Genomic DNA, 25,362 nt, shown 5'->3' on the forward strand with positions numbered 1-25,362 from the left:
CCGCGGCGGTAGGCGCCGGATGTCTTCCTGACCGGATGCCATTCACGGCGGATGGGGTTGGGCATGCCACTTGCTGGGTATTGCGCACGCACGGTCGTCGCGGTGCGGCGTCAGTGCGGTATCCAGGGGGGACATCGAATGGACCATAGTGAAATGATGGCGCGCATGATTTCTCAGCCCGTAGCGCCGGACCAGTTGGATGGTTGGGATGGCGTGTTGTCGGCGTATGCGGATTGCCTGTTGCAGGTGCAAGGCAAACTGACGGATGCGGATGTGGACCGATTCCTGGACGTTGGCGCCTTGGTTTTTCGCTCGTGCTGCCAAGACGAGGCGCGACAGCGTTGGACGGCCGAGGAAATGGCGACCTTTCAACGCAAGCCCGGCTGAGGTGCGTGAACAGGGCGTTGACCCCGGCCCTCTGCGTTGGCTATCAACGCCGGGCTTCACCCCAAGCATCAGTCGCACGCCGCGCGCATCATCCAGAAACGGCTAATACAGGCACTGGCTGAGCGCAAACTTGCGGCCAAACGCGTGGACCTCGTCGCCGTCTACCGACGCCGCCACATCCCAGTGGCCACCGCGTGTCACCAGGAATGACTGACCGAAGAGCGCATGCCGCATTGCGAAACGCCAGAAGGCCGATTCCGATCCGATCGGTTCCAGGTCATGCGGCCCGATCATCAGCCGAGTAGGGCGCGGGGTAGCGCCCAAAGACCACCGCAGGGCGATCGCCATGAAGGCGAATCGCGCGCTGATGGACGACGGTTGAACGCAAAGGACTCGAATCTTGTTGCTCATGGGCGCCACCTTCTTCAGGTGCCTGTGAGCGTAGCAAAGACCCGAGTGACGTTCTATACCGCCTTTGCTGTATTTCGGGTCCGAATAGTGCGAATTTTGATGGCAATGCCTGCTGCGGCGCACGCGCGCGGAGCGCGTCAGGCCGCGCGGGTCACTCGGGGCAGCAGCGCCAACGCCAACGCGGGGGCCAGCGCAAAGGCGGCAAAGAGCCAGCGCGCCGCGTGCCGGGCACCTTCGACGCCACCCGGGTCGGCCAGGCCGGCGCTATTGACCACCACGCCCGCCAGCGCCGCGGTGACCGCGGCGGCGTAAAGCTGCACGGTGGTAATCGACGACGACGTCAGCGTTTCTTCGCCCTTGGGCGCGGCGGTGAACACTTTTGTCAGCAGATGCGGCCAGGCCAGGCCAATACCGAAACCCACGCCCATCAGCGCAACAATGTAGGCGGCGAGACCGGCGGCAGACGCCAGGATGGATGCTTGCGGCGTCATCACCGACAAGCCGATCAGCGCCGCCAGGATCACGACGGGGCTGATGCGCACCAGGCGGTCGGCGGCGGCCCCCGAGCGTGTGGCGCTGGGCATGGCGGAAAGTGTCCAGCCCGCGCCCATCGCGGCCGTCATGTAGCCGGCCGTCAAGGGTGTCATGCCGTGGATGACCTGCAGAAAGTAGGGCACGAATATCTCGGTGGCGATGGCCGCCACCACCAGGCACATCACGGCATACAAGGCGCCGAGCTGCGCGCCGATTGAGTAGGCGCCCGTGGGCAGCAAGCGGTTGCGGGCGCGCGAATCGACGCGCGCAACCGCCGCCGCGATGGCCAACCCCACCGCGATGCCCGCCGCGTTCCAGCCCCACTGCGTCGACAGGCTGGCCAGCGTGACGGCCAGCACCGACGCCACCAGCAGCGCCAACGTGCGCAGCGGCAAGGAAGAGGGCGGCGCGGGCGGCACCGACGCCCGTCCACCCACCTTGAATGCGACGATCAAGGCCAGCGCGGCCGCTACTGGCAGCAGCGCCCAGAATGCCAACCGCCAGTGTCCCGTTTGCGCAAAAATGCCGCCAATCGCAGGGCCGGATAGCGTTGCCACGCCCCACATGCCCGACACCAGTGCCATGGCACGCGACCAGAGTGGGGCGTCGAATACCAGCCGGATCAAGGCATAGCTCAAGGCGAAGAGTATGCCGCCGCCCAGTCCTTGTACGCTGCGCCCCGCCAACAGCACCGGCATGCCGGGCGCCAGCGCACAGATGATCGCGCCCGCGCTGAACACGGCAACAGCAAAGAGATAGGCGTTGCGAGGCCCCAGCGTTTCGATCAGCTTGGCGGACAGTGCCGACCCGATGATGGAGGTCACCACGAACAGGGTCGTGTTCCACGCGTAGTACTCCAGCCCCCCGATGTCCTTGATGACGCTGGGCAGGATGGTGGTGACGATGTACACGTTGATGGCATGCAGGGCCACGCCACCCGCCAGGGCGATCGATCGCAGCGCATTGGCGCCCTGCAGCAAGTCGCCCCAGGATGCGCTGGACTCAAGGGTCGGGGTGGTGGTCACAGGCTCTCCGAATTATTTAAACAAGTTGTGGCTTGGATAATAAGTGAGTTATGTATGCCGCAGCAAGCCACGCAAGAGCAGGTCCAAGGCGTGCAGCGCGCGATCCAGCCGCTGTGAATCCGACGCCGCGTCCGCGTCGGCAATCCAGAATGCGCTTTCCGTCAGGCCACCGTTGATCAGTTGCGCCAGCGCTAGCGGGTCGGCAGATTCGATTACGGATTCGTCCATCAAGCGCTGCAGTAACGCAGCCAAGGACGCGGCGCATCGTTGCTGTGCCGCGTAGGGGGCCATGCCCAGGACCGCCCTGGCGTCTTGCAGTACGATCCGGCGGATCTCGGGTTCCGCGGCCATCCGCAGATAAGCCCGGCAACGTTCGCGCAGCGCGGTCCAGGTATCGGGCGCCTTGTCTGAAATGGCGTTCAGGCGTTGGTCCATTTCATCGTCGATCTGTCCGACCACGGCCGTCAGCAGGCCTTTTTTGTCACCAAAATGGTGATACAACGCTCCTCGCGTCAACCCTGCCGCGGCGGTGAAATCGTCCATGGACGTCGCGGCATAGCCCTCGCGCTCAAACGCTTGCCTGGCGGTGGCAAGCAGCTTGCTACGGGTGGACTCGATCATTTCTGCGCGGGTGCGGGGCATGCGGGTCTCCAGTGACATACGGTGCGTATCTTAATTGACATACGCAATGTATGTGAATACGATCTGCCCGTCTACTCAATGTTCAAAAGGTTATCGGTGCCCAATCCGTATCGTGAGTTGTTCAAAGCGCCTGGCGCAATCGGCTTTGTTTTGGCTGGCGCAATTGCGCGTCTGCCCTTGCCGATGATCGGCATCGGCATCATCACGATGCTTTCCGAGGTTCGCGGCTCTTATGCGCTGGCCGGCGCCGTGGCCGCTACCTTTGCCTTGGCCACCGCCTTGCTCGCGCCACGCATCTCACGCCTGGTAGACCGCCACGGGCAAGGCCGGGTGCTGCCGGTGGCGGCTGCCGTCTGCGTGGCGGCGTTGATCTGCCTGGCTGCCTGCGTGCAGTGGAACGCACCCGACTGGACGCTGTTTCTATTCGCCGCCTTGGCCGGCACCTTGCCCAGCATGCCCGCCATGATCCGCGCGCGCTGGACCGAAATATTCCGCGATCAGCCCCAACTGCGCACGGCCTATGCGTTGGAATCGGTTGCGGACGAACTCAGCTTCATCCTGGGGCCGCCCTTGGCTGTGGGGCTTAGCGTGGCGTTCTTCCCGCAGGCAGGGCCGCTTGCCGCCGCGTTGCTGCTGGCGATCGGCGTGACGGCCTTTGTGCTGCAGCGCGCCACCGCGCCCGCGGTGCAAGTCCGGCAGGCGGGGCGCGAGGCGTCGGTGTTGCGCATGCCATCCATGCGCGCGCTGGTGGCCATGATGTCGGCCATGGGTGTCATCGTCGGCACCATCGACGTGTTGAGCGTGGCCTTCGCGCGCGCGCAGGGCGTGCCGGCGGGCGCCAGCCTTGTGCTGTCGGCCTATGCGCTGGGGTCGTGCGTGGCGGGGTTGGTATTTGGCGTCATGAAGTTTCAAATGCCGCTTGCCCGCATGCTGTCGATCGCGGCGGCGGTAACGGCATTCACAACCGTGCCGTTGTTGTTGGTGAACGACCTGATCACGTTGTCGCTGGGCGTGTTGCTGGCCGGCTTGTCGTTCGCGCCGACCATGATCATCGCCATGGCGCTAGTCGAAAGCAGCGTGCCAGGCCCGCGCCTGACCGAAGGGCTGACCTGGCTGGTGACGGGGCTGGGGGCGGGCGGGGCCGCGGGCGCGGCGATGGCGGGTTGGGTGGTCGACCACTACGGCGTGCAAGCGGGCTTCTGGACGGCAGTCGTGGCGGGGGCGGTTGTGCTGCTGGTGGCTTTGCCTGGCGGGCGGTCGCGCGCGGCGGCAAGCGCGGCGTAGCGTCACACCTATCGCTAGAATGGCCGCTTTGGCGCGCTGCGGGGTGCGCCGTTCACAGGAGCGCAGCATGTCCAGAACTGTCGTCAATCCCGATACCGTTTTCAACACCGTTCAATACGGATTCAGCCAGGCGGTGATTGTCACCGGGCAGCGCAGGATGCTGCTGTCGGGCCAGGTCGGCGTTGACATCAACGAACACACCGTCGGCCCCGGCCTGCAAGAGCAGACGGAGGCCGCGCTCGACAATATCGCGCGCGTGCTGGCGGCCGCGGGCGGCACGATGGCGCAGGTGATCATGCTGCGCATCTACATTTGCGAAACGGCGCGCGAGGATCAGGAAGTCATCGCCCAAGCGCTGCGCGACCGCTTTCCGGCCGACCCACCGCCGTCGTCGTGGGTGATTGTCAGCGGCTTGTCGCTGCCTGAATGGCTGATCGAAATCGAAGCGGAAGCCATGCTGGATTAATGTCGCGCGGCGCGCGGAGTTGTCCAGCCCTTAGGGCTGGTCGCGCCAGGGAACCGTCGCAAAGGCCTCACGTAGATACGCCAAAAAGCCCGCGGTTCGGGCTGACTGTTCCTGGCGCGACTTCACCAGCGCCACCACATTGGCATCCGGCAAATTCCAACCCGCCAATAGTGGCACCAGCGTACGCGCCTTCAGGTGCTCGGCGACATCCCATTCAGACCGCGCCACGATGCCGTGGCCAGCCAAGGCCCATTCCAGGGCGGCGGCCCCCGTGTTGCTGGACAGGACGGGGGTAATGCGAACCCCAACGGCAGGGCCCCGGCCACGCTTGAAGCGCCACAGCGTTACGTCTTCATCGTTTTCGCGCAAGGCGATGCAATCATGGTCTCGCAGGTCTTCCGGTTTCGCGGGGGCGCCGTGGCGTCCCAGATACGCGGGGGAGGCGCACAGAATGCGGCGATTGGGCGCCAAGGGGTAGGCCACCAGCGTGGAGTCGCGCAGTTCGCCGATGTGCACCATGACATCCCAGTCGTCGGTAGCCATTCTGGGCGGCCCATCCGACAGCAACAGGCTGGCGGTGATGTTCTCGCTACTTGTGCGAAAGCTGGCCACCAGGCCCGCTAGATAACGTTGTCCGAAGCCCAAGGGGGCGACAACGCGCAGATGTCCGGCAACAACACCGCGCCGGCCTGCCAATTCATCAGCCAGATCGCCAAGCTCGCCGCAAATCTGCCCCGCGCGCACCGCCAACAATCGGCCTTCGTCGGTTAGTGCGGTGCCCCGCCCGGAACGATTCACGAGCCGGACGCCAAGGCGTTTTTCCAATGCATGCAGCCGCTGCGTGACAGCGGGGGGCGTCACGTCCAGGGCGCGCGCCGCTTGCGCAAGCGACGGGGTGGCGGCCAGACTCAGGAAAAATCGCAGGTCGTCGCTCGTGATCATTTAGTTTGAAATTAATAAAAAATTAAGATCACATTAAACATGCTGGAGCGGCAGCACGCCATACTTCGAGACATCGATTCAGAACTTTCCGTATTTTCCGCGGATTTTCCGCGTATCTTCTGCGCATTCTCCGAGGCTTGCCCATGACTTCCGCCAGCAATCCAACCCCGCTCGACAGCCTGGATACCCCGTGCCTGCTGTTGGACGAAACGCGTATGACGCGCAACATTCAGCGCTTGAACGCGCTGATGGCCAAGCACGGCGTGCAACTGCGCCCGCATCTGAAAACGCCGAAGTCCATTGATGTCGCGCGCCGTGTCATGAGCAGCCCTCAGGGGCCGGCCGCCGTGTCCACGCTACAGGAAGCCGAGCAGTTCGCGGCCGCTGGCGTCACGGATCTGCTCTACGCGGTGGGCGTGTCGCCGGGCAAGCTTGCGCGGGTGCTGGCCCTGCGGGAGCGCGGTGTGGACCTGACGATTGTGGTCGACAGCATCGACGCGGCAGAGATGGTAGCCGCGCAGGCCAAGGCGTCCTGCATGCCCCTCCCAGCGCTGATCGAAATCGACTGCGACGGCCATCGCGCGGGAGTGCAACCCGACAACCACGAACACCTCTTGGCGATTGCCCAGGTGCTTGCCCAGGCGGATTGCCTGCGCGGCGTCATGACCCACGCCGGCGAATCCTATGGCTGCCGCAGCCTTGAGGCAATCGCCGACATGGCCGAGCAGGAGCGCGCAGCGGCGGTCGGGTGCGCCGAAGCCATCCGCGCAGCCGGGCTGCCATGCCCGGTCGTCAGCGTAGGGTCCACGCCCACCGCGCATTTCGCCCGCAGCCTGGCGGGCGTGACGGAAGTGCGCGCGGGCGTCTACGTATTTTTTGACTTGGTGATGGCCGGCTTGGGCGTGTGTTCCGTGGATGACATCGCGGCCACCGTGTTGACTACCGTCATCGGACATCAGCCGGACAAAGGCTGGATTCTGGTCGACGCCGGCTGGATGGCCATGTCGCGCGACCGCGGCACCGCTAAACAGCCGGTGGATCAGTTGTACGGCTTGGTGTGCGATGCGCAGGGCAAGGTCTACCCCGACCTGCTGTTGGCGGAAACGAACCAGGAGCAGGGCATCATCAAGCTGCGCGCGGGCAGTGCCGCCAGCTTGCCGGACCTGCCCTTGGGCACCAAGCTGCGTATCGTCCCGAATCACGCCTGCGCCACGTGCGCCCAACATGACGCCTACCACGTCGTGCGGGAAGGCGAGCCGGGCGTGGTGGCCCACTGGGAGCGGTTTCGCGGTTGGTAAGCGGGGATTGGCTGGAGCAGGGCAGGGAAGTCCCTACGAGCTTCTGGGGAGCATTGAGGCGCAGGGCGCACGCCTATAATGCGGGCGCCTCAATACCCCAGGGGAGTCGCCTGATGCAGTACGAATATTTGTTCTGGTCCATGGCCGCGATGGTGGCGGCCGCGCTGGTGGGTGGCTCGCTCTGCGGCCGTCTGCGCTCGGTCAAGCAGGTGCTGCTGGGGGTGATTGCGCTGGCCACGACGATCTGCGTCGCCGTGGTAGTGCTGGCGCGCCAAGGCGGCTTCAGCGACTTGGCGGCCATGCTGGCCATTGCCGCCTTCATGTTCAGCCTGGTGATCGGCACCGCCGCATCCTTGCTCACGCGGCGCATCTTGCAGCGCCGCTGAGCTCCAGGCTTTCTTCTTACTCTTCGGCGTCGAAAATCTCGCCGTCGTCCTCGTCCTCGTCCTCGTCATCCTCATCCTGCTCAAGGGCGTCGTAGCCCTTCCAGGTGATGCGCCAACGCGCCGCCCCTGCATTGGCCGCCGTTTCGCTCACCTGTTTGACCAGGCCGGCATCGGCCAAAAGGTCCAGATGATGCGCAATGACCTGCAAGCCCTGTTCTTCCGGGTGCGGGGCCAGTGCGACGTTCTTGATGTCGTGCGTGCTCAGGTTGGGGCCGGGCGCGTCGCGCAGGGCGCCCAAAATCGTGACGACCAGATCGAAATCGCGTTGCATGATGTTCACCGTAAGGAAAATAGTAGGCCGACGATAGCAGAGTTCCCTGGCGCCAATGAGACGGGGCGCAAGGCCGGGTTACAGTCCATGGTTCTAGACAACCGACACCTACGTACAGAACTTTATGAAGAAACCCGCTGAACGCGATTGCCTTGCCGTGGTTCCCGGTTATTCGGGCCAGGCTGCCAAGCTTTACCTCACGCGCGGTGAAGACGAACGCATCGACGGCGTGACAATTTTCGACCTGTTGGGCCACGTCAAGCTGCAGGCCGACGCCGAGGCCGCTTCCGCCTGGATCGGCGACTGGCTGGCTCAAGAGGCCGACAACCGACGCGCGCGCCGGACCCAGTTGCAGGCGCAGATGTTCATCTGCAAGCTGACTGGCGACGAGAAAGACGCTTTCCTGGCTGCCCAGAAGCCGCTCATCGCCGTCCTGACCGACGCCGGGGTGCGCTGCCGTCGCGTGGCCGCCACGTCTGGGGCTGCTCGGCAGTCGTTGGGCCCGAATGTCAAAAAACATTAGGCCAAGGCTGTTATAGTCGCGCCTGGGCGTGAGATTGCACCTTCACGGTGCGTGCGTCCAAGCGGGCCAGGCCCGCTGATCAAGGAAGATTGAACATGGAAATAGTAAGTCGGCACCTTGCCGACGTAGCGGGCGGCGTCGAGCTGCTCACGACGCTGGATGGCGAGCCCATCAGCGTCTATGTGGTGGTGGGCGTAACCGATCTCAATGCGATCGCTGACATCGTCCCCATCGAGAAAGTCGAGGCTGGAGCGGATATACACGCTTCAAATGTCGACAATGTTGATAATGCGCAAGAACAACTCGACCAGGTCCTGGAGAATATGAATCCTGGCGACGTGGCGGTTTTCCTTTGCTCGGGTTCCGATGCTTTTGGCGCGGCACTCGATCTGTTGGGTTTACCTATCGACCAGTAAGCCTGACGGCAAACCAAAGTGCTGATCCAAAAGGCGTATGAATGACATGCGCGTTAACGACAGCATTTAAATAAGCCCCGATTGTTTTTTTATGTTGTATGGGTGTTTACACCTATGCAGGGACAAGTTTTGCCTATGAAAACGTGCAAATTTTCAACGCAGTTTCTCTTTGTTGCATTATTGGCACGCATTTTTTAGGATTATGTTGACTTGCGAGGGGAATATAACGATAGTGTCGGCACACGATCACAAGCGTTGCGATTTTCGTTCAGTGCCGTGCCTTTTCCGGCTCAGCGTTATTGTTCTACTGTCCCCTCCTTGATTGATTCGTGACCTCCGGGCATTTGCCCATTATCTCTAGGAAATACAGTATGGAAACCGGCGTCGTTAAGTGGTTCAATTCGGAAAAAGGCTATGGCTTCATCACCCCGGAAGCGGGTGGTAAGGATCTGTTCGCTCACTTCTCCGAAATCCAGGGTTCTGGCTTCAAGTCTCTGGAAGAGAACCAGCGCGTCAGCTTTGTGACGGCCAATGGCCCCAAGGGCCCGCAAGCCACGAAGATTCAGGTCCTGTAAAGGTCTGATTTTTCGCAAAAAAGCCCCTTCGGGGGCTTTTTTTGTTTTTGCGCGCTATGCTTTGCACGTTCACGCAGCAAGCCCGCGCCCGTGTGGCCAGCGCCGCGCCGTAGGCCCTCCAGGATCGTTTCCCCATGACATCTCCCACGCCCAAGCCCCTTATGCCGCAGCCCCAGGATGTGGTGGCTTTCTGGACCGATGCGGGCCCCCAGCAGTGGTACACCAAGAGCGATGCGTTTGACGCCGAGTTTCGCCGGCGCTTCGAAGCCGCGCATTGGGCAGCCGCTTCTCGGCAGTTGGATGCCTGGCAGGAAGATGCTGACGGCGCGCTCGCCTTGATGATCTTGCTGGATCAGTTTCCCCGCAACGCCTTTCGCGGCACGGCGCATATGTTTGCCACCGATCCTTTAGCTCAGTACTTCGCAGAGCGAGCCATCGCCGCGGGCCACGATTTGGCGGTGGCGAGGCCTTTGCGGCAGTTCTTTTATATGCCGTTTGAGCATTCGGAAAGTCTGGCGATGCAAAATCGTGGCGTGGCTCTGATGGAACCGCTGGACGCGGATACGCTGCGTTGGGCGGTTCTGCATCGCGACATCATCAAGCGCTTTGGCCGTTTTCCGCATCGCAATGCCGCGCTAGGCAGGCAGACGACCCAAGCTGAACAAGATTTCCTTGCCGAGGGCGGCTTCGCCGGTTGACGCAAACCGCGGTGCTTGGGCGTGACTGCCCGCTTATCGGGTATCGACGTGTATCCATTCCTGCCAAGGTGAAAATATTCGTCAATTTCGTGCGGTTGGTAGCCGCCCTCAAGCCATCTCGATTCGACCATTCGCGTGTTTGACGTTTTTCAAGGTTCACCAATACACTGGGTTCAGCGAGATTTTCAAGCGACGCGGTCTGCGTCAACTTGTCGCCGTCAGTGGTGCTGCGGTTGCTTCCTCTCCCATCCTTGATGATCTGGCGCCCCGCGAGCAATCGCATCTTTTAGGTTCAAGGACACTCCATGGCAACCGGCATCGTTAAGTGGTTCAACGCCGAAAAGGGTTACGGCTTCATCATGCCCGACGACGGCAGCAAAGACCTTTTCGCCCATTACTCCGAAATCCGCAGCGAAGGCTATAAGTCGCTGCAGGAAAACCAGCGCGTCACCTTCGAGGTCGGTACCGGTCCCAAAGGTCCAAGCGCCAAGAACATCAAGGTCGCAGCCTGATACTTTAGGGGTGGCGTGCCGGGCGCACCCCGGTGTTCGACCCATGAAAAAGCCTCCACACGCAACGTGTGGAGGCTTTTTTTGTCACTGGCGCCAAGCGCCGTGAGCGGGTCTTAGTGCTTTTGGGTGGGCGAGGTGGACAGTTTGTCCACCAGCGCGATGCCCAGTGCGGACAGAATGAACAGTGCGTGAATGATGGTCTGCCACATCACACCCGCCTCGGTGAAGCGTGCGTTGGGGGTGCCGATCGTGCCTGCCTCGATGAACGTGCGCAAAAGGTGGATCGACGAAATGCCGATGATGGCCATCGCCAGCTTCACCTTGAGCACACTGGCGTTGACATGGCTCAGCCACTCCGGCTGATCCGGATGATTCTGCAGGCGCAGGCGCGACACGAATGTCTCGTATCCACCCACGATCACCATGACAAGCAGATTCGAGATCATGACCACGTCGATCAGTCCCAGCACCAACAGCATGATCTCCATTTCGCCAAAGCTATTGGCATGCGTCACCAGGTGCCACAGCTCTTTCAGGAAGAGCATGACGTAGACGCCTTGCGCCACGATCAGGCCCAGGTACAGCGGCAGTTGCAGCCAGCGGGAACTGAAGATCAGATTGGGCAGCATGCCCAGGCGGGGAGGGGGATTTTCAATCATGTTGGGTGCGAGCCGTATGTGGGTATGCGATAAAAGTGCGGCGGCAATTCTAACAACCCCGGCGTAACGCCGGCAGCAGATTTTTATGACAGTTTGCCCTTGCGCATAGCGATGCTGGTAGCACGCCTGGGCTGCGCTTGCCCGACTTTTGTGTAAGCGAAACTGGCATTTGCGAAACTCTGTGGCGAAACGCTTGGAGCGCTTTCGGCATATATAGAATTGCCGCCTTGCTCGCATAGAGTTAGCCAAGAGGAGTTTGTTCCCATGAAGATCCGCTACACCGTTGCCGCGTTGGCTGTTGCGCTTGCCCCTTTTTCCACGTCGCACGCCTTCGACATCGGCGGCCTGGTGGGCGCCGGCAGCAAGGTCGTGCAAGCTGCCACGCTGAGCGATGCCGAAATCAAGACGCTGTCTGACAAGGCTTGCGCGCAAAGCGACGCACAGGAAAAGAGCGCGGCTCCGGGCAGCAAGTACGACGCGCGCCTGCAGAAGATCGCCAAGGCGCTGGGTGGCAGTGTTAACGGCCAGAAGGCCAGCTACAAGGTCTACCTCACCAAAGACGTCAACGCCTGGGCGATGGCCAACGGTTGCATCCGTGTCTACAGCGGCCTGATGGACATGATGACGGACGACGAAGTGATGGGCGTGGTGGGCCATGAAATCGGCCACGTCGCACTGGGCCATAGCAAGAAGGCCATGCAGACCGCCTATACGGTGTCGGCCGCGCGCGATGCGGCGGGTGCTGCCGGTGGTGCCACGGTTGCCGCGCTGAATTCGTCGCAATTGGGCGATCTGACCGAGAAGTTCATCAACGCGCAGTTCTCGCAATCGCAGGAAAGCGCGGCGGACGACTATTCGTTCGACCAGTTGCAGGCCAAGAAGCTCAATACGCGCGGTTTGGTGACGGCATTCCAGAAGCTTGCCGAGCTGGATGGCGGCAAGAGCGATATGATGAGCTCGCACCCGTCCTCGGCCAAGCGCGCTCAACACATCGAAGACCGCATCGCCAAGGCCAAATAAGGCGTCAAAGCGACGTTCGCCCTCCCTTTCCGGGCGGAAAACGGGGCGCGAGTATCCGGGCAAATCCGGGGCTCGCGCCCCTTTGCGTCAGGGTTCCGGAAGTTTCCGGTAAAATGGCGCGTTTATCCGCCCGTAATCTCATCTCTCGGAAAATAGGTCTTTTAATGCAGCCTGTGGTTGAAACCCTCTCCGGCCTGGAGCGCCGTGTTGATCTGGCCGTCTCGGTGGCCGACGTCGAAAAGGAAGTCCAGGCGCAATTGAAGCGCGTGGCTCGCACCGCCAAGGTCCCCGGCTTCCGCCCGGGTAAAGCTCCGCTCGCCATGCTCGAGCGCAGCCATGGCCCCAGCATCCGCTACGACGTGATCAACAGCCAAGTTGGCCGTGCGTTCGAACAAGCCATCGACGGCGCGAAGCTGCGCGTCGCTGGCGCCCCGAACCTGGAACCCAAGACTGAAGGCGTCACCGACGACACGCTGGCGTTTACCGCCACGTTCGAGGTGTACCCCGAAGTCGCCGTCCCGGATCTGTCGGCCCTGGCCGTCACCCGTTACGAAACCGCCGTCACCGACGCCGAAGTTCAACAAACCCTGGACGTCCTGCGCAAGCAGCGCGCCACGTTCGAAGCCCGTGAAGGCCGCGCCTCGCAAGACGGCGACCGCGTCACGCTCGACTTCGCCGGCACCATCGACGGCGTGCCGTTCGAAGGCGGCAAGGCCGAAGACTTCCCGTTCGTGCTCGGCCAAGGCCGCATGCTGCCGGAATTCGAAGAAGCCGCCCGCGGCCTGAAGGCTGGCGAAACCAAGGTCTTCGAGCTGAAGTTCCCGGACGACTACCAAGGCGTTGAAGTTGCCGGCAAGACCGCCGAATTCACCATCACCGTCAAGGAAGTGGCTGAAGGCGTCCTGCCCGAACTGAACAGCGAATTCGCCCAGTCGCTCGGCCAAGCCGAAGGCGACGTCGAAAAGCTGAAGGCTGACATCCGCAGCAACATCGAGCGCGAAGTCAAGGTCCGTTCGGCTGGCCGTACCAAGTCCAGCGTCATGGACGCCCTGGTCGAAGCCGGCAAGTTCGACGTGCCGAAGGCGCTGGTCGACAACGACGTGCAAGGCCGTGTCGCCGCTGCCCGCGAAGAGCTGAAGCAGCGTGGTATCCCCAACGCCGAGTCCGTGCCGATCCCGGCAGAAGCCTTCTCGACCGAATCCGAACGCCGTGTCCGCCTGGGCCTCTTGGTGTCGGAACTGGTCAAGCAAGCTCAACTCCAAGCCAAGCCCGAGCAAGTTCGTGCGCGCATTGAAGAATTCGCGGAAAACTACGAACAACCCGCTCAGGTTGTCAGCTATTACCTGGCTGACCGCCAGCGTCGTGCTGAAATCGAGGCTATCGTGCTGGAAGACAATGTCGTCGCGCACGTGCTGGAAAAGGCCAAGGTCACCGACGAAAAGGTGCCTTTCGATCAGTTGATGGGGATGGCGTAACACTATGCAGAGATTCACCGATTTCTATGCGGCAATGAATGGCGGGTCTTCGGTGACCCCCACCGGCCTGGGCTACATTCCCATGGTTATCGAGCAGTCGGGGCGCGGCGAGCGCGCCTACGACATCTATTCGCGTCTGCTCCGCGAACGGCTCATTTTCCTGGTGGGTCCAGTCAATGACGCAACGGCCAACTTGGTTGTGGCGCAGTTGCTGTTCCTGGAATCGGAGAATCCTGACAAGGACATTTCCCTGTACATCAACTCGCCCGGCGGGTCGGTGTACGCGGGAATGGCCATTTTCGACACCATGCAGTTCATCAAGCCGGACGTATCCACCCTGTGCACGGGCCTTGCGGCCAGCATGGGCGCGTTCCTGCTGGCGGCTGGCAAGAAGGGCAAGCGTTTCACGTTGCCCAACTCGCGGATCATGATCCACCAGCCGTCCGGTGGCGCCCAGGGTCAAGCGTCCGACATCCAGATCCAGGCTCGCGAGATCCTGGACCTGCGCGAACGTCTTAACCGGATTCTGGCCGACAACACCGGCCAGTCGATTGAGCGCATCGGCCTGGACACGGAACGTGACAACTTCATGTCCGCCGAAGATGCGGTATCGTATGGATTGGTGGACAAGGTAATGAACTCCCGTTCGGAAGGCTGACTTCCCGGTTGTTCCGAACCCGCTGCCATCAAGTTTGAGTAAGCGCATGCGCCGGACTTCATACCGGTCTGGCGCATCTTTACCTGAGATACGAAACAAATATGCCTGAAAAAAAGGGATCGGCAGACGCAAAAGTGCTGCATTGCTCGTTTTGCAATAAAAGCCAGCATGAAGTCCGCAAGCTGATCGCGGGTCCGTCGGTATTCATCTGCGATGAGTGCATAGATCTGTGCAACGACATCATCCGCGAAGAAGCGCAGGCTACCGCGCGCGCGGCGATTCGTTCCGAGCTGCCTACTCCGGCCGAAATCAAGACTTTCCTCGACCAGTACGTCATTGGGCAAAACTCGCCCAAGCGCATGCTGGCGGTGGCGGTCTACAACCATTACAAGCGCATTCGTCACGGCGAGATCAAGGGTGACGAAGTCGAACTCTCCAAGAGCAACATCATGCTGATCGGCCCCACGGGCTCCGGCAAGACGCTTTTGGCGCAGACGCTGGCGCGCATGCTGAATGTGCCTTTCGTCATGGCTGACGCCACGACGCTGACCGAAGCCGGCTATGTCGGTGAAGACGTCGAGAACATCATTCAGAAGTTGCTGCAGAACTGCAACTACGAAGTCGAGAAGGCGCAGCGCGCCATTATCTACATCGACGAAATCGACAAAATTTCCCGCAAGTCCGACAACCCGTCCATTACTCGTGATGTGTCGGGCGAGGGCGTGCAGCAGGCTTTGTTGAAGCTGATCGAAGGTACGGTCGCTTCGGTGCCCCCGCAGGGTGGCCGCAAGCATCCCAACCAGGACTTCGTCCAGGTCGACACGACCAATATCCTGTTCATCGTGGGCGGCGCCTTCGACGGGCTGGAAAAGGTCATCCGCGACCGCACCGAGAAATCGGGCATCGGTTTCTCGGCTTCGGTGCGAGCCAAGTCCGAGCGTGGCGTGGGCGAACTGTTCTCTGAAGTCGAACCCGAGGATCTGATCAAGTTTGGCTTGATCCCGGAACTCGTCGGTCGTCTGCCCGTGGTTGCCACGCTGGACGAACTGGACGAAGCCGCCCTGGTGCAGATTCTGACCGAGCCCAAGAACGCCTTGCTGAAACAGTTCCAGAAGCTGTTCGCCATGGAAGGCGCTGAACTGGACTTGCGCCCGGCGGCATTGAAGGCCATTGCTCGCAAGGCGCTCAAGCGCAAGACGGGTGCCCGGGGCTTGCGTTCGATCATCGAACAGACGCTGCTGGACACCATGTACGAGCTGCCGTCGCAAGGTAACGTCAAGCGCGTCGTCGTGGACGAGGGCGCGATTGAAGGCGAGGGCAAGCCCTTGCTGATCTACGCTGACGAAGCCGGCGAAAAGGACAAGCCCGAGCGCGGCGAAGTCCGCGACGCGGCTGCCTGATATTTCAAAAAAGCCCGTTCCTGTAACGGGTTTTTTTGCCGTAGGACTGCCCTTCGGGGCATTTTTTTTGGCCTTTAGACTATCCGGCAGCCGGGATCTTGAATTTTCGGCTATTGTTCCCATAACAGACGTAACTGACGTGGATAGCTCGGGGACACCCCGAGCACCCTGTCCCCGATACGCCGAGTCATACCGAGGAACCTCCTATGTCTGCCAGCCAGACCCTGCCTTCCGACCCGATCGACCTGCCCCTGCTCCCACTTCGTGATGTCGTGGTGTTTCCGCACATGGTCATCCCGCTGTTCGTCGGCCGTCCGCGCTCTATTCGCGCGCTCGAGGTTGCGATGGAAGCGGGCAAAAGCATCATGCTCGTGGCCCAAAAGTCCGCCGGCAAGGATGACCCCACCCCTGAAGACGTCTACGAGATCGGCTGCGTTGCAGGCATCCTGCAGATGCTCAAGCTGCCCGACGGCACCGTAAAGGTGCTGGTCGAAGGCACCCAGCGTGCCCGCATCAGCAGCATCGAGGATGCCGATTCGCATTTCACCTGCCAGGTGACGCCTATCGAGCCGGACGCCATGCAAGGCTCCGAGACCGAGGCCCTGCGCCGCGCGATCGTCGCCCAGTTCGAACAGTACGTAAAGCTCAACAAGAAGATCCCCCCGGAGATCCTGACCTCGTTGGCTGGCATCGATGATGCGGGCCGCTTGGCTGACACGATCGCCGCGCATCTTCCGCTGAAGCTCGAGCAAAAGCAAAAGATGCTCGAGATCGTCGGCACGTCCGAGCGCCTTGAAGGTCTGCTTACCCAGCTCGAAACCGAAATCGACATTCTTCAAGTCGAAAAGCGGATTCGTGGCCGTGTGAAGAAGCAGATGGAAAAGAGCCAGCGCGACTACTACCTGAATGAGCAGGTCAAGGCCATTCAGAAAGAGTTGGGCGAGGGCGAAGAAGGCGCGGACATCGAAGAGCTTGAAAAGAAGATCATCGCTGCCCACATGCCTAAAGAGGCGCGCAAAAAGGCCGATGCCGAGCTCAAGAAACTCAAGCTCATGTCGCCGATGTCTGCCGAAGCCACGGTGGTGCGCAACTACATCGATACGCTTATCAACCTCCCCTGGAGGAAGAAGAGCAAGATCAACAACTCGATCTCCAACGCCGAGACGGTGCTGGACAACGACCATTACGGTCTGGAAAAGGTCAAGGAACGCATCCTTGAATATCTTGCCGTGCAACAGCGCGTTGACAAGGTAAAGGCGCCGATCCTGTGCCTGGTTGGCCCTCCTGGTGTGGGCAAGACCTCGCTGGGGCAGTCCATCGCCAAGGCCACGAACCGCAAGTTCGTGCGCATGGCGCTGGGCGGTGTGCGTGACGAAGCCGAGATCCGTGGCCACCGTCGTACGTACATCGGCTCGATGCCGGGCAAGATCGTTCAGAACATGTCGAAGGTCGGCGTGCGCAATCCTCTGTTCCTGCTTGATGAAATCGACAAGCTGGGCATGGATTTCCGTGGCGATCCCTCGTCGGCCTTGCTCGAAGTGCTGGACCCCGAGCAGAACCACACGTTCCAGGACCACTACATCGAAGTCGACTTCGACCTGTCCGACGTCATGTTCGTGGCCACCAGCAACACGCTGAATATCCCGCCGGCCCTGTTGGACCGTATGGAAGTGATCCGGCTGTCCGGTTATACGGAAGAGGAAAAGATCCATATCGCCCGCGACCATCTGCTGCCCAAGCTGATGCAGAACAACGGCGTGAAAGACAGCGAGCTGACCGTTGACGACAGCGCATTGCGCGACATCGTGCGCTACTACACCCGGGAAGCCGGTGTGCGGGCGCTTGAACGCGAAGTGGGCAAGATCTGCCGCAAGGTCATCAAGCAATTGCTGACCCAGAATGATCGCGCCAAGGCCGAAGGCAAAACCCTTGAGGTGAAGCCGGTCAACGTTACGGGCGACAACCTGAGTGATTATCTGGGTGTGCGCCGCTACACGTTCGGTATGGCCGAGAAGGAAAACCAGATCGGCCAGGTGACCGGACTTGCCTGGACGGAAGTGGGCGGCGACTTGCTGACCATCGAAGTCGCAGACATGCCTGGTAAGGGTGTCATCCAGCGCACGGGTTCGCTCGGCGACGTGATGAAGGAATCCGTTGAGGCTGCGCGCACGGTGGTACGTTCACGGGCGCGTCGTCTGGGCTTTGCCGACAGCGTTTTCGAAAAGCACGACATGCACGTGCACGTGCCGGAAGGCGCGACGCCGAAGGACGGTCCGTCCGCCGGTATCGCGATCACCACGGCCATGGTTTCGGCGTTGTCGCGCATTCCCGTGCGCGCCGATGTCGCCATGACCGGTGAGATCACGTTGCGCGGTGAGGTGTTGCCGATCGGCGGCTTGAAGGAAAAGTTGCTTGCGGCTCATCGCGGCGGCATCAAGACGGTCTTGATTCCGGAGGAAAACGTCAAGGATTTGGCGGAGATCCCGGATAACGTCAAAAACCATCTTGAGATCGTCCCGGTCCGCTGGATCGACAAGGTGCTGGAGCTGGCCTTGGAGCGTCTGCCTGAGCCGTTGTCAGAGGAAGAGGCCGTGAAGGAGCCGCTGGTGGCCAAACCGGCGGAACCGGGTTCAACCGACCCCGTCCTTAAGCACTGATTGCTTGCTTGGATTTGGCCGCCCTTAGATGTAGAAGAGGGCGGCCAAATAAAAACCCCGTCACGTTCTGAACGTGACGGGGTTTTTTATTGCGCAGACGAATGCGTGGCGCTTGCTTAATGCAATGCGTGCGTACGAATCAAGCCGACTGCAATTCCTTCCAGCGCAAATTCCTGGTCGGCTTCGACCACGATGGTTTGAAAGTCGGGATTTTCAGGCAGAAGCTCGATATGACCGTTAATGCGCTGCAGGCGCTTGACCGTGACCTCATCGCCAATGCGGGCCACCACAATCTGGCCATTGCGGGCTTCGGACGCTTTCTTAACGGCAAGTAAGTCGCCTTCAAGGATCCCGGCGTCGCGCATGCTCATGCCGCGCACCTTCAGCAGGTAGTCGGGCGTTTGCGCGAACAGGTGCGGGTCAACGCCAACTTCACGTTCCACGTGCTCTGCAGCAAGAATAGGGCTGCCTGCCGCTACGCGCCCTACCAATGGCAGCAGTAATTGCGACAGTGAGGGCAGGGGTGAAGACGTTTGTGCAGGCGATGACCCACCATCTTTCAGGCGTATGCCACGCGAAGCGCCAGCGGTGAGTTCGATGGCGCCCTTGCGGGCCAGTGCTTTGAGGTGGTCTTCCGCGGCGTTGGGCGAGCGGAAACCCAAGGCCTGGGCAATTTCAGCGCGCGTCGGTGGGAACCCCGTACGCGTGACGGTTTGCCGGATAAGGTCCAGAATTTGTTGCTGGCGATCTGTAAGTTTGCTGGCCATGGCGATGATCCGGTGCGAGCGGACTGTACATATATACAGCGCCATTCTGGGGGACGCAGCGCAAAAAAGCAAGCTGGTGCCTGGCGGAATGCAAAACGGAGCCCGAGGGCTCCGTTTTGTCACGCACGGGTCGCAAGGACCCGCTGGCGGGCGAGGTTACAGCACAGCGGCGATGCCGGCAGCGACCTTGTCAATGTTGCCGCTATTCAGTGCGGCAACGCAGATGCGTCCGCTGGACACGGCGTAAACGCCATGTTCTTCGCGCAGGCGGTCAACTTGCGCCGAGGTCAGGCCCGAATACGAGAACATGCCACGCTGTTCCAGAACAAAGCTGAAGTCCTGCTTGCCGCCGTGTTCCTTGATTTTCTCGACCAACTGCTTGCGCATCAGGCGGATGCGGTCGCGCATGCCGGCGAGTTCTTCTTCCCACATGGCGAAGAGCTCAGGGGTGTTCAGAACCGTCGACACCACCGTGCCACCGTGCGTGGGCGGGTTGGAGTAGTTGGTGCGAATGACGCGCTTGAGTTGGCTCAGTACGCGAACGGCTTCGTCCTTGCTGCCAGCGACGACCGTCAGGGCGCCGACGCGTTCGCCGTACAGCGAGAACGACTTCGAGAACGACGAGCTGATGAACATGGTCATGTCCAGATCGGCGAACATGCGCACGACGGCAGCGTCTTCGGTCAGACCTTCGCCAAAGCCCTGATAGGCGATGTCGAGGAACGGAACCAGGTTGTTTTCTTTTACTACCGCAGCGATTTGCTTCCACTGTTCGGTCGTGGGGTCCACGCCGGTGGGGTTGTGGCAGCATGCGTGCAGCACAACGACGGTCTGCGCCGGAGCTGCTTTCAGATCGGCCAGCATGGCTTCGAAACTCAGGCCGCGGGTGGTGGCGTCGTAGTACGAGTACGTGCCAACTTCAAAGCCGGCTCGCTCGAACAGCGCGCGGTGGTTTTCCCAGCTGGGATTGCTGATCAGCACCTTGGAGGTGGGCAGCAGTTGGCGCAGGAAATCAGCGCCGATCTTCAGTGCGCCGGTGCCGCCCAGTGCTTGGGTGGTCAGGACGCGCCCGGCCGCGGCCAGCGAGGAGTCTTTGCCCAACAGCAGCGCTTGCGCACCCTGGTTGTAGCCGGCGATGCCTTCAATAGGCAGATAGCCGCGAGCGGCGGCGGCTTCAATGCGGGCGGTTTCGGCCTTGCGAACGGCGCCCAACAGGGGGATTCGTCCCTGATCGTCGTAGTACACGCCCACGCCCAGGTTGACTTTACCCGGGCGCGTATCCGCGTTGAATTGTTCGTTCAGACCAAGAATGGGGGCGCGCGGCGCGAGTTCGACGGAATCGAAAAGGTTGCTCATGGGCTTCTGATGAGGATGGGTGGACGCAGTACGAGGTGCTGTGGATAATGGGGGGTTTACCCTGGAACAGTCTAGCATGCCAAACAGCCCAATAGACCCAAGCGGCGCGGGAGATCTGGCTCAGAATCCCGCTACGGATTCTGTGGTGCCGGCAGCGTCTGAGGCCGTGCCTGAAACCAGCGTCGAACCCCGTTTCGTCGAGTATCCAGGCAGCCCGTACCAGTTGTTCCAACCCTATCCCCCAGCGGGCGACCAGCCCGCCGCCATTGACGGCCTGCAGCAGGGGATAGAAGACGGCCTGATGTTCCAGACGCTTCTAGGCGTTACGGGTTCGGGCAAAACCTACACCATGGCCAACGTGATCGCCCGCTTGGGGCGTCCTGCATTGGTACTGGCGCCAAATAAGACGCTCGCGGCACAGTTGTACGCGGAAATGCGCGAGTTCTTTCCAAGGAACGCGGTCGAGTACTTCGTTTCCTACTACGACTACTACCAGCCCGAGGCCTATGTGCCGACGCGCGATCTGTTTATTGAGAAGGATTCGTCCATCAATGAACACATTGAGCAAATGCGGCTGTCGGCCACCAAGAGCCTGCTCGAACGGCGGGATACGATCATCGTGGGGACTGTGTCGTGCATCTACGGTATCGGTAACCCGGGCGACTACCACGCGATGGTGTTGATTCTGCGCAGCGGGGATCAGATCTCGCGGCGGGAAATCCTGGCGCGCCTGGTGGCGATGCAATATACGCGCAATGACGCTGAATTCACCCGGGGCGTATTCCGGGTGCGAGGCGAGTCCATCGATATTTTCCCTGCGGAAAGCGCGGAGTTGGCGCTGCGCCTGACGCTGTTTGATGACGAGATCGAAAGCCTGGAGCTTTTTGATCCGCTGACCGGCCGCATCCGCCAGAAGTTGCCCCGTTTCACCGTCTACCCCGGTTCGCACTATGTAACCCCCCGCGATACGGTGTTGCGTGCCATTGAAACCATCAAGGAAGAACTGCGCGAACGGGTGAAGCGGTTTGTCGACGACGGCCATCTTGTCGAGGCGCAACGCCTCGAACAACGGACGCGGTTCGACCTGGAAATGTTGCAGGAACTGGGCTTCTGCAAGGGCATCGAAAATTACTCCCGCCATCTGTCGGGTGCGGCGGCGGGGGAGCCTCCGCCCACGCTCATTGATTACCTGCCTTCCGACGCCCTGATGTTCATCGACGAAAGCCACGTGACCATCGGCCAGCTCAGCGGCATGTACCGTGGGGACCGGTCGCGCAAGGAAACCCTGGTGCAGTATGGGTTCCGGCTGCCGTCGGCGCTGGACAACCGGCCCCTCAAGCTCGAGGAATTCGAGGTGCGGATGCGCCAGTGCGTGTTCGTGTCGGCAACTCCCGCTGCGTACGAGAAAGAACATGCCGACAATGTTGTCGAGCAGGTTGTGCGGCCGACCGGTCTGGTCGACCCGTTGGTGGAAGTGTTGCCGGCGCGCACGCAGGTGGATGATTTGCTTGGCCAGATCAAGGCCCGGGTATCGGTGGGCGAGCGCGTTCTGGTGACGACGCTTACCAAGCGCATGGCGGAAGATCTGACCGACTTCCTGAGCGAGCATGGCGTCAAGGTTCGGTATCTGCATTCCGACATTGACACGGTCGAACGCGTGGAAATTCTTCGCGATTTGCGTCTTGGAACGTTCGACGTGCTGGTGGGGATCAACCTGTTGCGCGAGGGCCTGGATATTCCAGAGGTGTCGCTGGTGGCGATTCTGGACGCGGACAAGGAAGGCTTCCTGCGGTCCGAGCGCAGCTTGATTCAAACCATCGGCCGAGCAGCTCGCAACTTGAATGGCCACGCGATTCTGTATGCGGACCGCATCACGGATTCGATGCAGCGCGCCATGGAGGAAACCAGTCGCCGACGTGCTAAGCAGCTACAGTTCAACATCGACAATGGCATTACGGCGCGCGGCGTTCGCAAGGCCGTGCGCGAGTTGATCGATGGCATCGTAGCACCGGTGCAGCACGATGCGCTGGAGGCAGCGGTTCCGGCCGAATTCCTGAAGGACGAAAAGGCCCTGGCTCGCGAACTCAAGCGCCTTGAAAAACTGATGATGGACCACGCCCGAAACTTGGAATTCGAGCAGGCTGCCGCTGCGCGAGATGCGCTTACCGCGTTGAAGCAACGCGTGCTTTTGGACGGAGCTGTGTGACCATTTGCGCCTGCAATCGGGCGGGCAGCTTGCTTACTGCAAGCTGAAAACTTGAAAATTCATTGGCTTGACGGTGTCAGTCTCGCAATGCACACCTTCAGTCCGATTCTTTAGTGAGCTTTAACCTTTAAAGTCCGTTGTAATCTATTGATTATCAAAGACAAAGGTAAAATGAATAGTGGCTTGCAGCCAATTGTTCATTTGCAAAAAAAGCTTGCCTTATCTCGGGTTTTCCCGCACACTTACTCCCATGATGACCAAGGTACTTTTCGTTTGCATGGGCAATATCTGTCGCTCGCCGAGCGCAGAGGGCGTGTTTCGCCATTTGGTGAACGACGCGGGTTTGGGCGATGTGGTTCGCATCGACTCCGCGGGCACGCACGCGTTTCACATTGGCGAGGCGCCTGATGCCCGGGCGCAGGCTGCGGCGCGTAAGCGCGGCTACGAGATCACGCACTGTGAGGCGCGTCAGGTCACCGCGGAAGATTTCCGCGACTTTGATCTTATCCTCGCCATGGATTGGGACAATCTGTCCGCCATGCAGCAACAGTGCCCCAAAATCTATCAGCACAAGTTGATGTTGCTGATGCGCTTTGCCAATGAGTTCGAAGAGGCCACCGTGCCCGATCCGTACTATGGTGGCGCCGATGGCTTTGGCAAGGTTCTCGATTATCTGGAAGATGCCTGCCAGGGAGTCCTGGAATTGGTCCGCAAGCGCGCTACCCAGTACCAAGCGGCCTGATCGCTTTATACGTAGAGCCGCCAGCAGTGCGGCTCTTGGGGTACATGGCAGTGAAAAAACCGCGCATCAGCGCGGTTTTTTCTGGCCTGGAGTCATACCAAATTAGTCGGGAATAGGCTATACTTGACCCAATTACTCGGGTATTGACCGCTGGATTCGCCGGCGGCCATTGCCGAATCACAGGGAACCCACCATGCGGCTAACTACCAAAGGGCGTTTCGCCGTGACTGCCATGATCGATCTCGCCATGCGCCAGCATAGCGGCCCGGTCACTCTTGCGGCCATCAGCCAGCGTCAGAACATTTCGCTTTCCTATCTGGAACAGCTATTCGGGAAACTGCGTCGCCACGAGCTCGTGGACAGCGTACGTGGCCCGGGCGGCGGTTACTCGCTTGCGCGTCTTGCGCGCAACGTGACCGTTGCTGACATCATCTTCGCGGTCGATGAGCCGCTGGACGCCACCAGCTGTGGCGGCAAACGGGACTGTACGAGCGGCAATGACGGCAAGCCGGGCAAGTGCATGACGCATGAGCTCTGGGCCACGTTGAATCGCAAGATGGTCGATTACCTGGATTCGGTGTCCCTGCAAGATCTGGTCGATCAGCAGCGCGTGCGCCAATTGCAGGAAGCCAGCAATCAAGCGCAGGCCTGCGCGGTGCGTGTCAATCGGGTAGGGGGCACCAATGCTGCCGCCAATTCCCCGACCACGGCCGTTGCGGCCAATGCCACCGTATAAGCAGTATCAGGAGTTGTAGATATGACCACCCGCCCGATTTATTTTGATTATTCGGCCACGACACCCGTCGATCCGCGCGTCGTGGACAAGATGGTGCCTTGGCTTTACGAGAACTTCGGCAACCCGGCATCGCGCAGCCACGCTTATGGCTGGGATTCCGAAGAAGCCGTTGAGCGCGCCCGTGAAGAAGTTGCCAAGCTGGTCAACGCCGACCCGCGCGAGATCGTCTGGACGTCCGGCGCAACGGAATCCGACAACCTGGCCATCAAAGGCGCCGCGAATTTCTACGCGGAACGCGGCAAGCACATCATCACCGTCAAGACCGAGCACAAAGCCGTGCTGGATACCTGTCGTGAATTGGAGCGCCAAGGTTTCGAAGTTACTTACTTGAACGTAAAGGACGACGGCCTGATTGATCTGGACACTTTCAAGGCGGCACTGCGCCCCGACACCGTGCTGGTATCGGTCATGATGGTGAACAACGAGATCGGCGTCGTCCAGGATATCGAAACGCTGGGCGAGATCTGCCGCGAGAAGGGCATCATTTTCCATGTGGACGCTGCTCAGGCGACCGGCAAGGTGGAAATCGATCTGCAAAAGCTGAAAGTCGACTTGATGTCGTTTTCGGCGCACAAGACCTACGGTCCCAAGGGTATCGGCGCGTTGTACGTGCGTCGCAAACCGCGTATCCGCATCGAAGCGCAAATGCACGGTGGTGGTCACGAACGTGGTTTCCGCTCGGGCACGCTGGCCACGCACCAGATCGTGGGCATGGGCGAGGCGTTCCGCCTGGCTCGCGAAGAAATGGGTACCGAGAACGAGCGAGTCCGCATGCTGCGTGACCGTCTCTGGAACGGCCTGTCGCAGATCGAAGAGGTCTATTTGAACGGCGACATGGACCAGCGGGTACCGCACAACCTGAACGTCAGCTTCAACTACGTTGAAGGCGAGTCCCTGATCATGGCGATCAAGGAACTGGCCGTGTCCAGCGGTTCGGCTTGCACGTCGGCCAGCCTGGAGCCGTCGTACGTGCTGCGCGCCCTGGGTCGTAATGACGAGTTGGCGCACAGTTCCATCCGTTTCACGCTGGGCCGCTTCACGACCGAAAAGGAAGTGGACTACGCGATTGAATTGCTCAAGAGCCGCGTTGGCAAGCTGCGCGATATGTCGCCGCTGTGGGAAATGGCCAAGGAAGGCATTGACTTGAACACCGTGCAGTGGGCTGCGCACTAAGCGCCCGCGCCAAGAAATTCGTG

27 protein-coding genes are annotated in these 25,362 nt (G+C 60.7%); 19 read left to right on the forward strand and 8 right to left on the reverse strand.

Translation table 11 applies throughout. From position 1 onward, the window contains the following. Window positions 1–138 precede the first annotated feature (138 nt). The gene (locus ACE04A_RS04695) at window positions 139–387 is read left to right on the forward strand and encodes a hypothetical protein (protein WP_100856297.1); all 249 of its coding nucleotides are present in this window, start codon (window positions 139–141) and stop codon (window positions 385–387) included. A gap of 102 nt (window positions 388–489) precedes the next feature. Here ACE04A_RS04695 and ACE04A_RS04700 read toward each other — a convergent pair whose 3' ends face one another. The 3 genes from ACE04A_RS04700 to ACE04A_RS04710 all read right to left on the reverse strand — a co-directional run bounded on the left by ACE04A_RS04700 (window position 490) and on the right by ACE04A_RS04710 (window position 2,999). Continuing rightward, entirely contained in the window at window positions 490–798 is a 309-nt protein-coding gene (locus ACE04A_RS04700; protein ID WP_448716023.1) for a hypothetical protein, read from the reverse strand. A 137-nt stretch (window positions 799–935) separates the two neighbouring features. Next, window positions 936–2,357, reverse strand: coding sequence for an MFS transporter (locus ACE04A_RS04705; protein ID WP_447989962.1), 1,422 nt, complete (start codon window positions 2,355–2,357; stop codon window positions 936–938). A 48-nt stretch (window positions 2,358–2,405) separates the two neighbouring features. Beyond that, a complete protein-coding gene (locus ACE04A_RS04710; protein ID WP_279993876.1) occupies window positions 2,406–2,999 on the reverse strand; it encodes a TetR/AcrR family transcriptional regulator in 594 nt (197 codons plus the stop codon). A 96-nt stretch (window positions 3,000–3,095) separates the two neighbouring features. On the opposite strand from ACE04A_RS04710, the gene ACE04A_RS04715 reads away from it, so the two are divergent. Together ACE04A_RS04715 and ACE04A_RS04720 are read left to right on the forward strand one after the other, a co-directional pair. After that, a complete protein-coding gene (locus tag ACE04A_RS04715; RefSeq protein WP_485819900.1) occupies window positions 3,096–4,283 on the forward strand; it encodes an MFS transporter in 1,188 nt (395 codons plus the stop codon). Window positions 4,284–4,350: 67 nt separating this feature from the next. Further along, entirely contained in the window at window positions 4,351–4,749 is a 399-nt protein-coding gene (locus ACE04A_RS04720) for a RidA family protein (protein ID WP_279993878.1), read from the forward strand. Window positions 4,750–4,779: 30 nt separating this feature from the next. Here ACE04A_RS04720 and ACE04A_RS04725 read toward each other — a convergent pair whose 3' ends face one another. Next, window positions 4,780–5,691 (reverse strand): LysR family transcriptional regulator, encoded by a 912-nt coding sequence (locus ACE04A_RS04725; protein WP_448716025.1) that lies wholly within the window; start codon window positions 5,689–5,691, stop codon window positions 4,780–4,782. Window positions 5,692–5,834: 143 nt separating this feature from the next. On the opposite strand from ACE04A_RS04725, the gene ACE04A_RS04730 reads away from it, so the two are divergent. Both ACE04A_RS04730 and ACE04A_RS04735 read left to right on the forward strand, forming a co-directional pair. Next, on the forward strand, window positions 5,835–6,989 hold the full coding sequence (locus tag ACE04A_RS04730; RefSeq protein WP_438857918.1) for a DSD1 family PLP-dependent enzyme: 1,155 nt from the start codon (window positions 5,835–5,837) through the stop codon (window positions 6,987–6,989). Window positions 6,990–7,102: 113 nt separating this feature from the next. Further along, a complete protein-coding gene (locus tag ACE04A_RS04735; protein WP_100856290.1) occupies window positions 7,103–7,375 on the forward strand; it encodes a hypothetical protein in 273 nt (90 codons plus the stop codon). A gap of 16 nt (window positions 7,376–7,391) precedes the next feature. On the opposite strand, the gene ACE04A_RS04740 is transcribed toward ACE04A_RS04735, so the two are convergent. Beyond that, window positions 7,392–7,706 carry a DUF2513 domain-containing protein gene (locus tag ACE04A_RS04740; protein WP_448716026.1) on the reverse strand — a complete coding sequence of 105 codons (315 nt, stop codon included), beginning with the start codon at window positions 7,704–7,706 and terminating at the stop codon, window positions 7,392–7,394. A 124-nt stretch (window positions 7,707–7,830) separates the two neighbouring features. Between ACE04A_RS04740 and ACE04A_RS04745 the strand changes: the two genes are divergently transcribed. From ACE04A_RS04745 to ACE04A_RS04765, 5 genes are all read left to right on the forward strand, one after another. After that, window positions 7,831–8,229, forward strand: coding sequence for a hypothetical protein (locus ACE04A_RS04745; protein WP_427974325.1), 399 nt, complete (start codon window positions 7,831–7,833; stop codon window positions 8,227–8,229). Window positions 8,230–8,324: 95 nt separating this feature from the next. Next, window positions 8,325–8,645 (forward strand): hypothetical protein, encoded by a 321-nt coding sequence (locus tag ACE04A_RS04750; protein WP_485819894.1) that lies wholly within the window; start codon window positions 8,325–8,327, stop codon window positions 8,643–8,645. Between the two features lie 371 nt (window positions 8,646–9,016). Continuing rightward, on the forward strand, window positions 9,017–9,220 hold the full coding sequence (locus ACE04A_RS04755; protein WP_006220190.1) for a cold-shock protein: 204 nt from the start codon (window positions 9,017–9,019) through the stop codon (window positions 9,218–9,220). Window positions 9,221–9,354: 134 nt separating this feature from the next. Then, window positions 9,355–9,918, forward strand: coding sequence for a DUF924 family protein (locus ACE04A_RS04760; protein WP_259246365.1), 564 nt, complete (start codon window positions 9,355–9,357; stop codon window positions 9,916–9,918). 305 nt (window positions 9,919–10,223) lie between these two features. Beyond that, window positions 10,224–10,430 carry a cold-shock protein gene (locus ACE04A_RS04765; protein WP_006225311.1) on the forward strand — a complete coding sequence of 69 codons (207 nt, stop codon included), beginning with the start codon at window positions 10,224–10,226 and terminating at the stop codon, window positions 10,428–10,430. A gap of 113 nt (window positions 10,431–10,543) precedes the next feature. On the opposite strand, the gene ACE04A_RS04770 is transcribed toward ACE04A_RS04765, so the two are convergent. Beyond that, a complete protein-coding gene (locus tag ACE04A_RS04770; RefSeq protein WP_259246366.1) occupies window positions 10,544–11,089 on the reverse strand; it encodes a TIGR00645 family protein in 546 nt (181 codons plus the stop codon). 264 nt (window positions 11,090–11,353) lie between these two features. On the opposite strand from ACE04A_RS04770, the gene loiP reads away from it, so the two are divergent. The 5 genes from loiP (at window position 11,354) to lon (ending at window position 18,299) form a co-directional block, all read left to right on the forward strand. Beyond that, window positions 11,354–12,109 (forward strand): metalloprotease LoiP, encoded by a 756-nt coding sequence (gene loiP / locus ACE04A_RS04775; protein WP_485819895.1) that lies wholly within the window; start codon window positions 11,354–11,356, stop codon window positions 12,107–12,109. A 164-nt stretch (window positions 12,110–12,273) separates the two neighbouring features. Beyond that, window positions 12,274–13,584, forward strand: a complete 1,311-nt coding sequence (tig, locus tag ACE04A_RS04780; protein WP_100856284.1) for a trigger factor — start codon at window positions 12,274–12,276, stop codon at window positions 13,582–13,584. Window positions 13,585–13,588: 4 nt separating this feature from the next. Continuing rightward, window positions 13,589–14,242 carry an ATP-dependent Clp endopeptidase proteolytic subunit ClpP gene (gene clpP, locus ACE04A_RS04785; RefSeq protein ID WP_100856283.1) on the forward strand — a complete coding sequence of 218 codons (654 nt, stop codon included), beginning with the start codon at window positions 13,589–13,591 and terminating at the stop codon, window positions 14,240–14,242. Between the two features lie 101 nt (window positions 14,243–14,343). Continuing rightward, entirely contained in the window at window positions 14,344–15,642 is a 1,299-nt protein-coding gene (gene clpX, locus ACE04A_RS04790) for an ATP-dependent Clp protease ATP-binding subunit ClpX (RefSeq protein WP_100856282.1), read from the forward strand. 206 nt (window positions 15,643–15,848) lie between these two features. Next, the gene (lon, locus tag ACE04A_RS04795) at window positions 15,849–18,299 is read left to right on the forward strand and encodes an endopeptidase La (protein WP_259246368.1); all 2,451 of its coding nucleotides are present in this window, start codon (window positions 15,849–15,851) and stop codon (window positions 18,297–18,299) included. 116 nt (window positions 18,300–18,415) lie between these two features. Here lon and lexA read toward each other — a convergent pair whose 3' ends face one another. Both lexA and ACE04A_RS04805 read right to left on the reverse strand, forming a co-directional pair. Further along, entirely contained in the window at window positions 18,416–19,066 is a 651-nt protein-coding gene (gene lexA / locus ACE04A_RS04800) for a transcriptional repressor LexA (RefSeq protein ID WP_230695356.1), read from the reverse strand. A 156-nt stretch (window positions 19,067–19,222) separates the two neighbouring features. After that, a complete protein-coding gene (locus tag ACE04A_RS04805) occupies window positions 19,223–20,422 on the reverse strand; it encodes an amino acid aminotransferase (RefSeq protein ID WP_485819896.1) in 1,200 nt (399 codons plus the stop codon). A 76-nt stretch (window positions 20,423–20,498) separates the two neighbouring features. On the opposite strand from ACE04A_RS04805, the gene uvrB reads away from it, so the two are divergent. The 4 genes from uvrB to ACE04A_RS04825 all read left to right on the forward strand — a co-directional run bounded on the left by uvrB (window position 20,499) and on the right by ACE04A_RS04825 (window position 25,339). After that, entirely contained in the window at window positions 20,499–22,628 is a 2,130-nt protein-coding gene (gene uvrB, locus ACE04A_RS04810; RefSeq protein ID WP_448716028.1) for an excinuclease ABC subunit UvrB, read from the forward strand. 250 nt (window positions 22,629–22,878) lie between these two features. Then, entirely contained in the window at window positions 22,879–23,370 is a 492-nt protein-coding gene (locus tag ACE04A_RS04815) for a low molecular weight protein-tyrosine-phosphatase (protein WP_259246370.1), read from the forward strand. A 193-nt stretch (window positions 23,371–23,563) separates the two neighbouring features. Continuing rightward, window positions 23,564–24,106, forward strand: a complete 543-nt coding sequence (gene iscR, locus ACE04A_RS04820; protein ID WP_100856277.1) for a Fe-S cluster assembly transcriptional regulator IscR — start codon at window positions 23,564–23,566, stop codon at window positions 24,104–24,106. A gap of 21 nt (window positions 24,107–24,127) precedes the next feature. Next, a complete protein-coding gene (locus ACE04A_RS04825; protein ID WP_050445293.1) occupies window positions 24,128–25,339 on the forward strand; it encodes an IscS subfamily cysteine desulfurase in 1,212 nt (403 codons plus the stop codon). Window positions 25,340–25,362 lie beyond the last annotated feature (23 nt).

The organism is Achromobacter colocynthidis, from assembly GCF_057334535.1.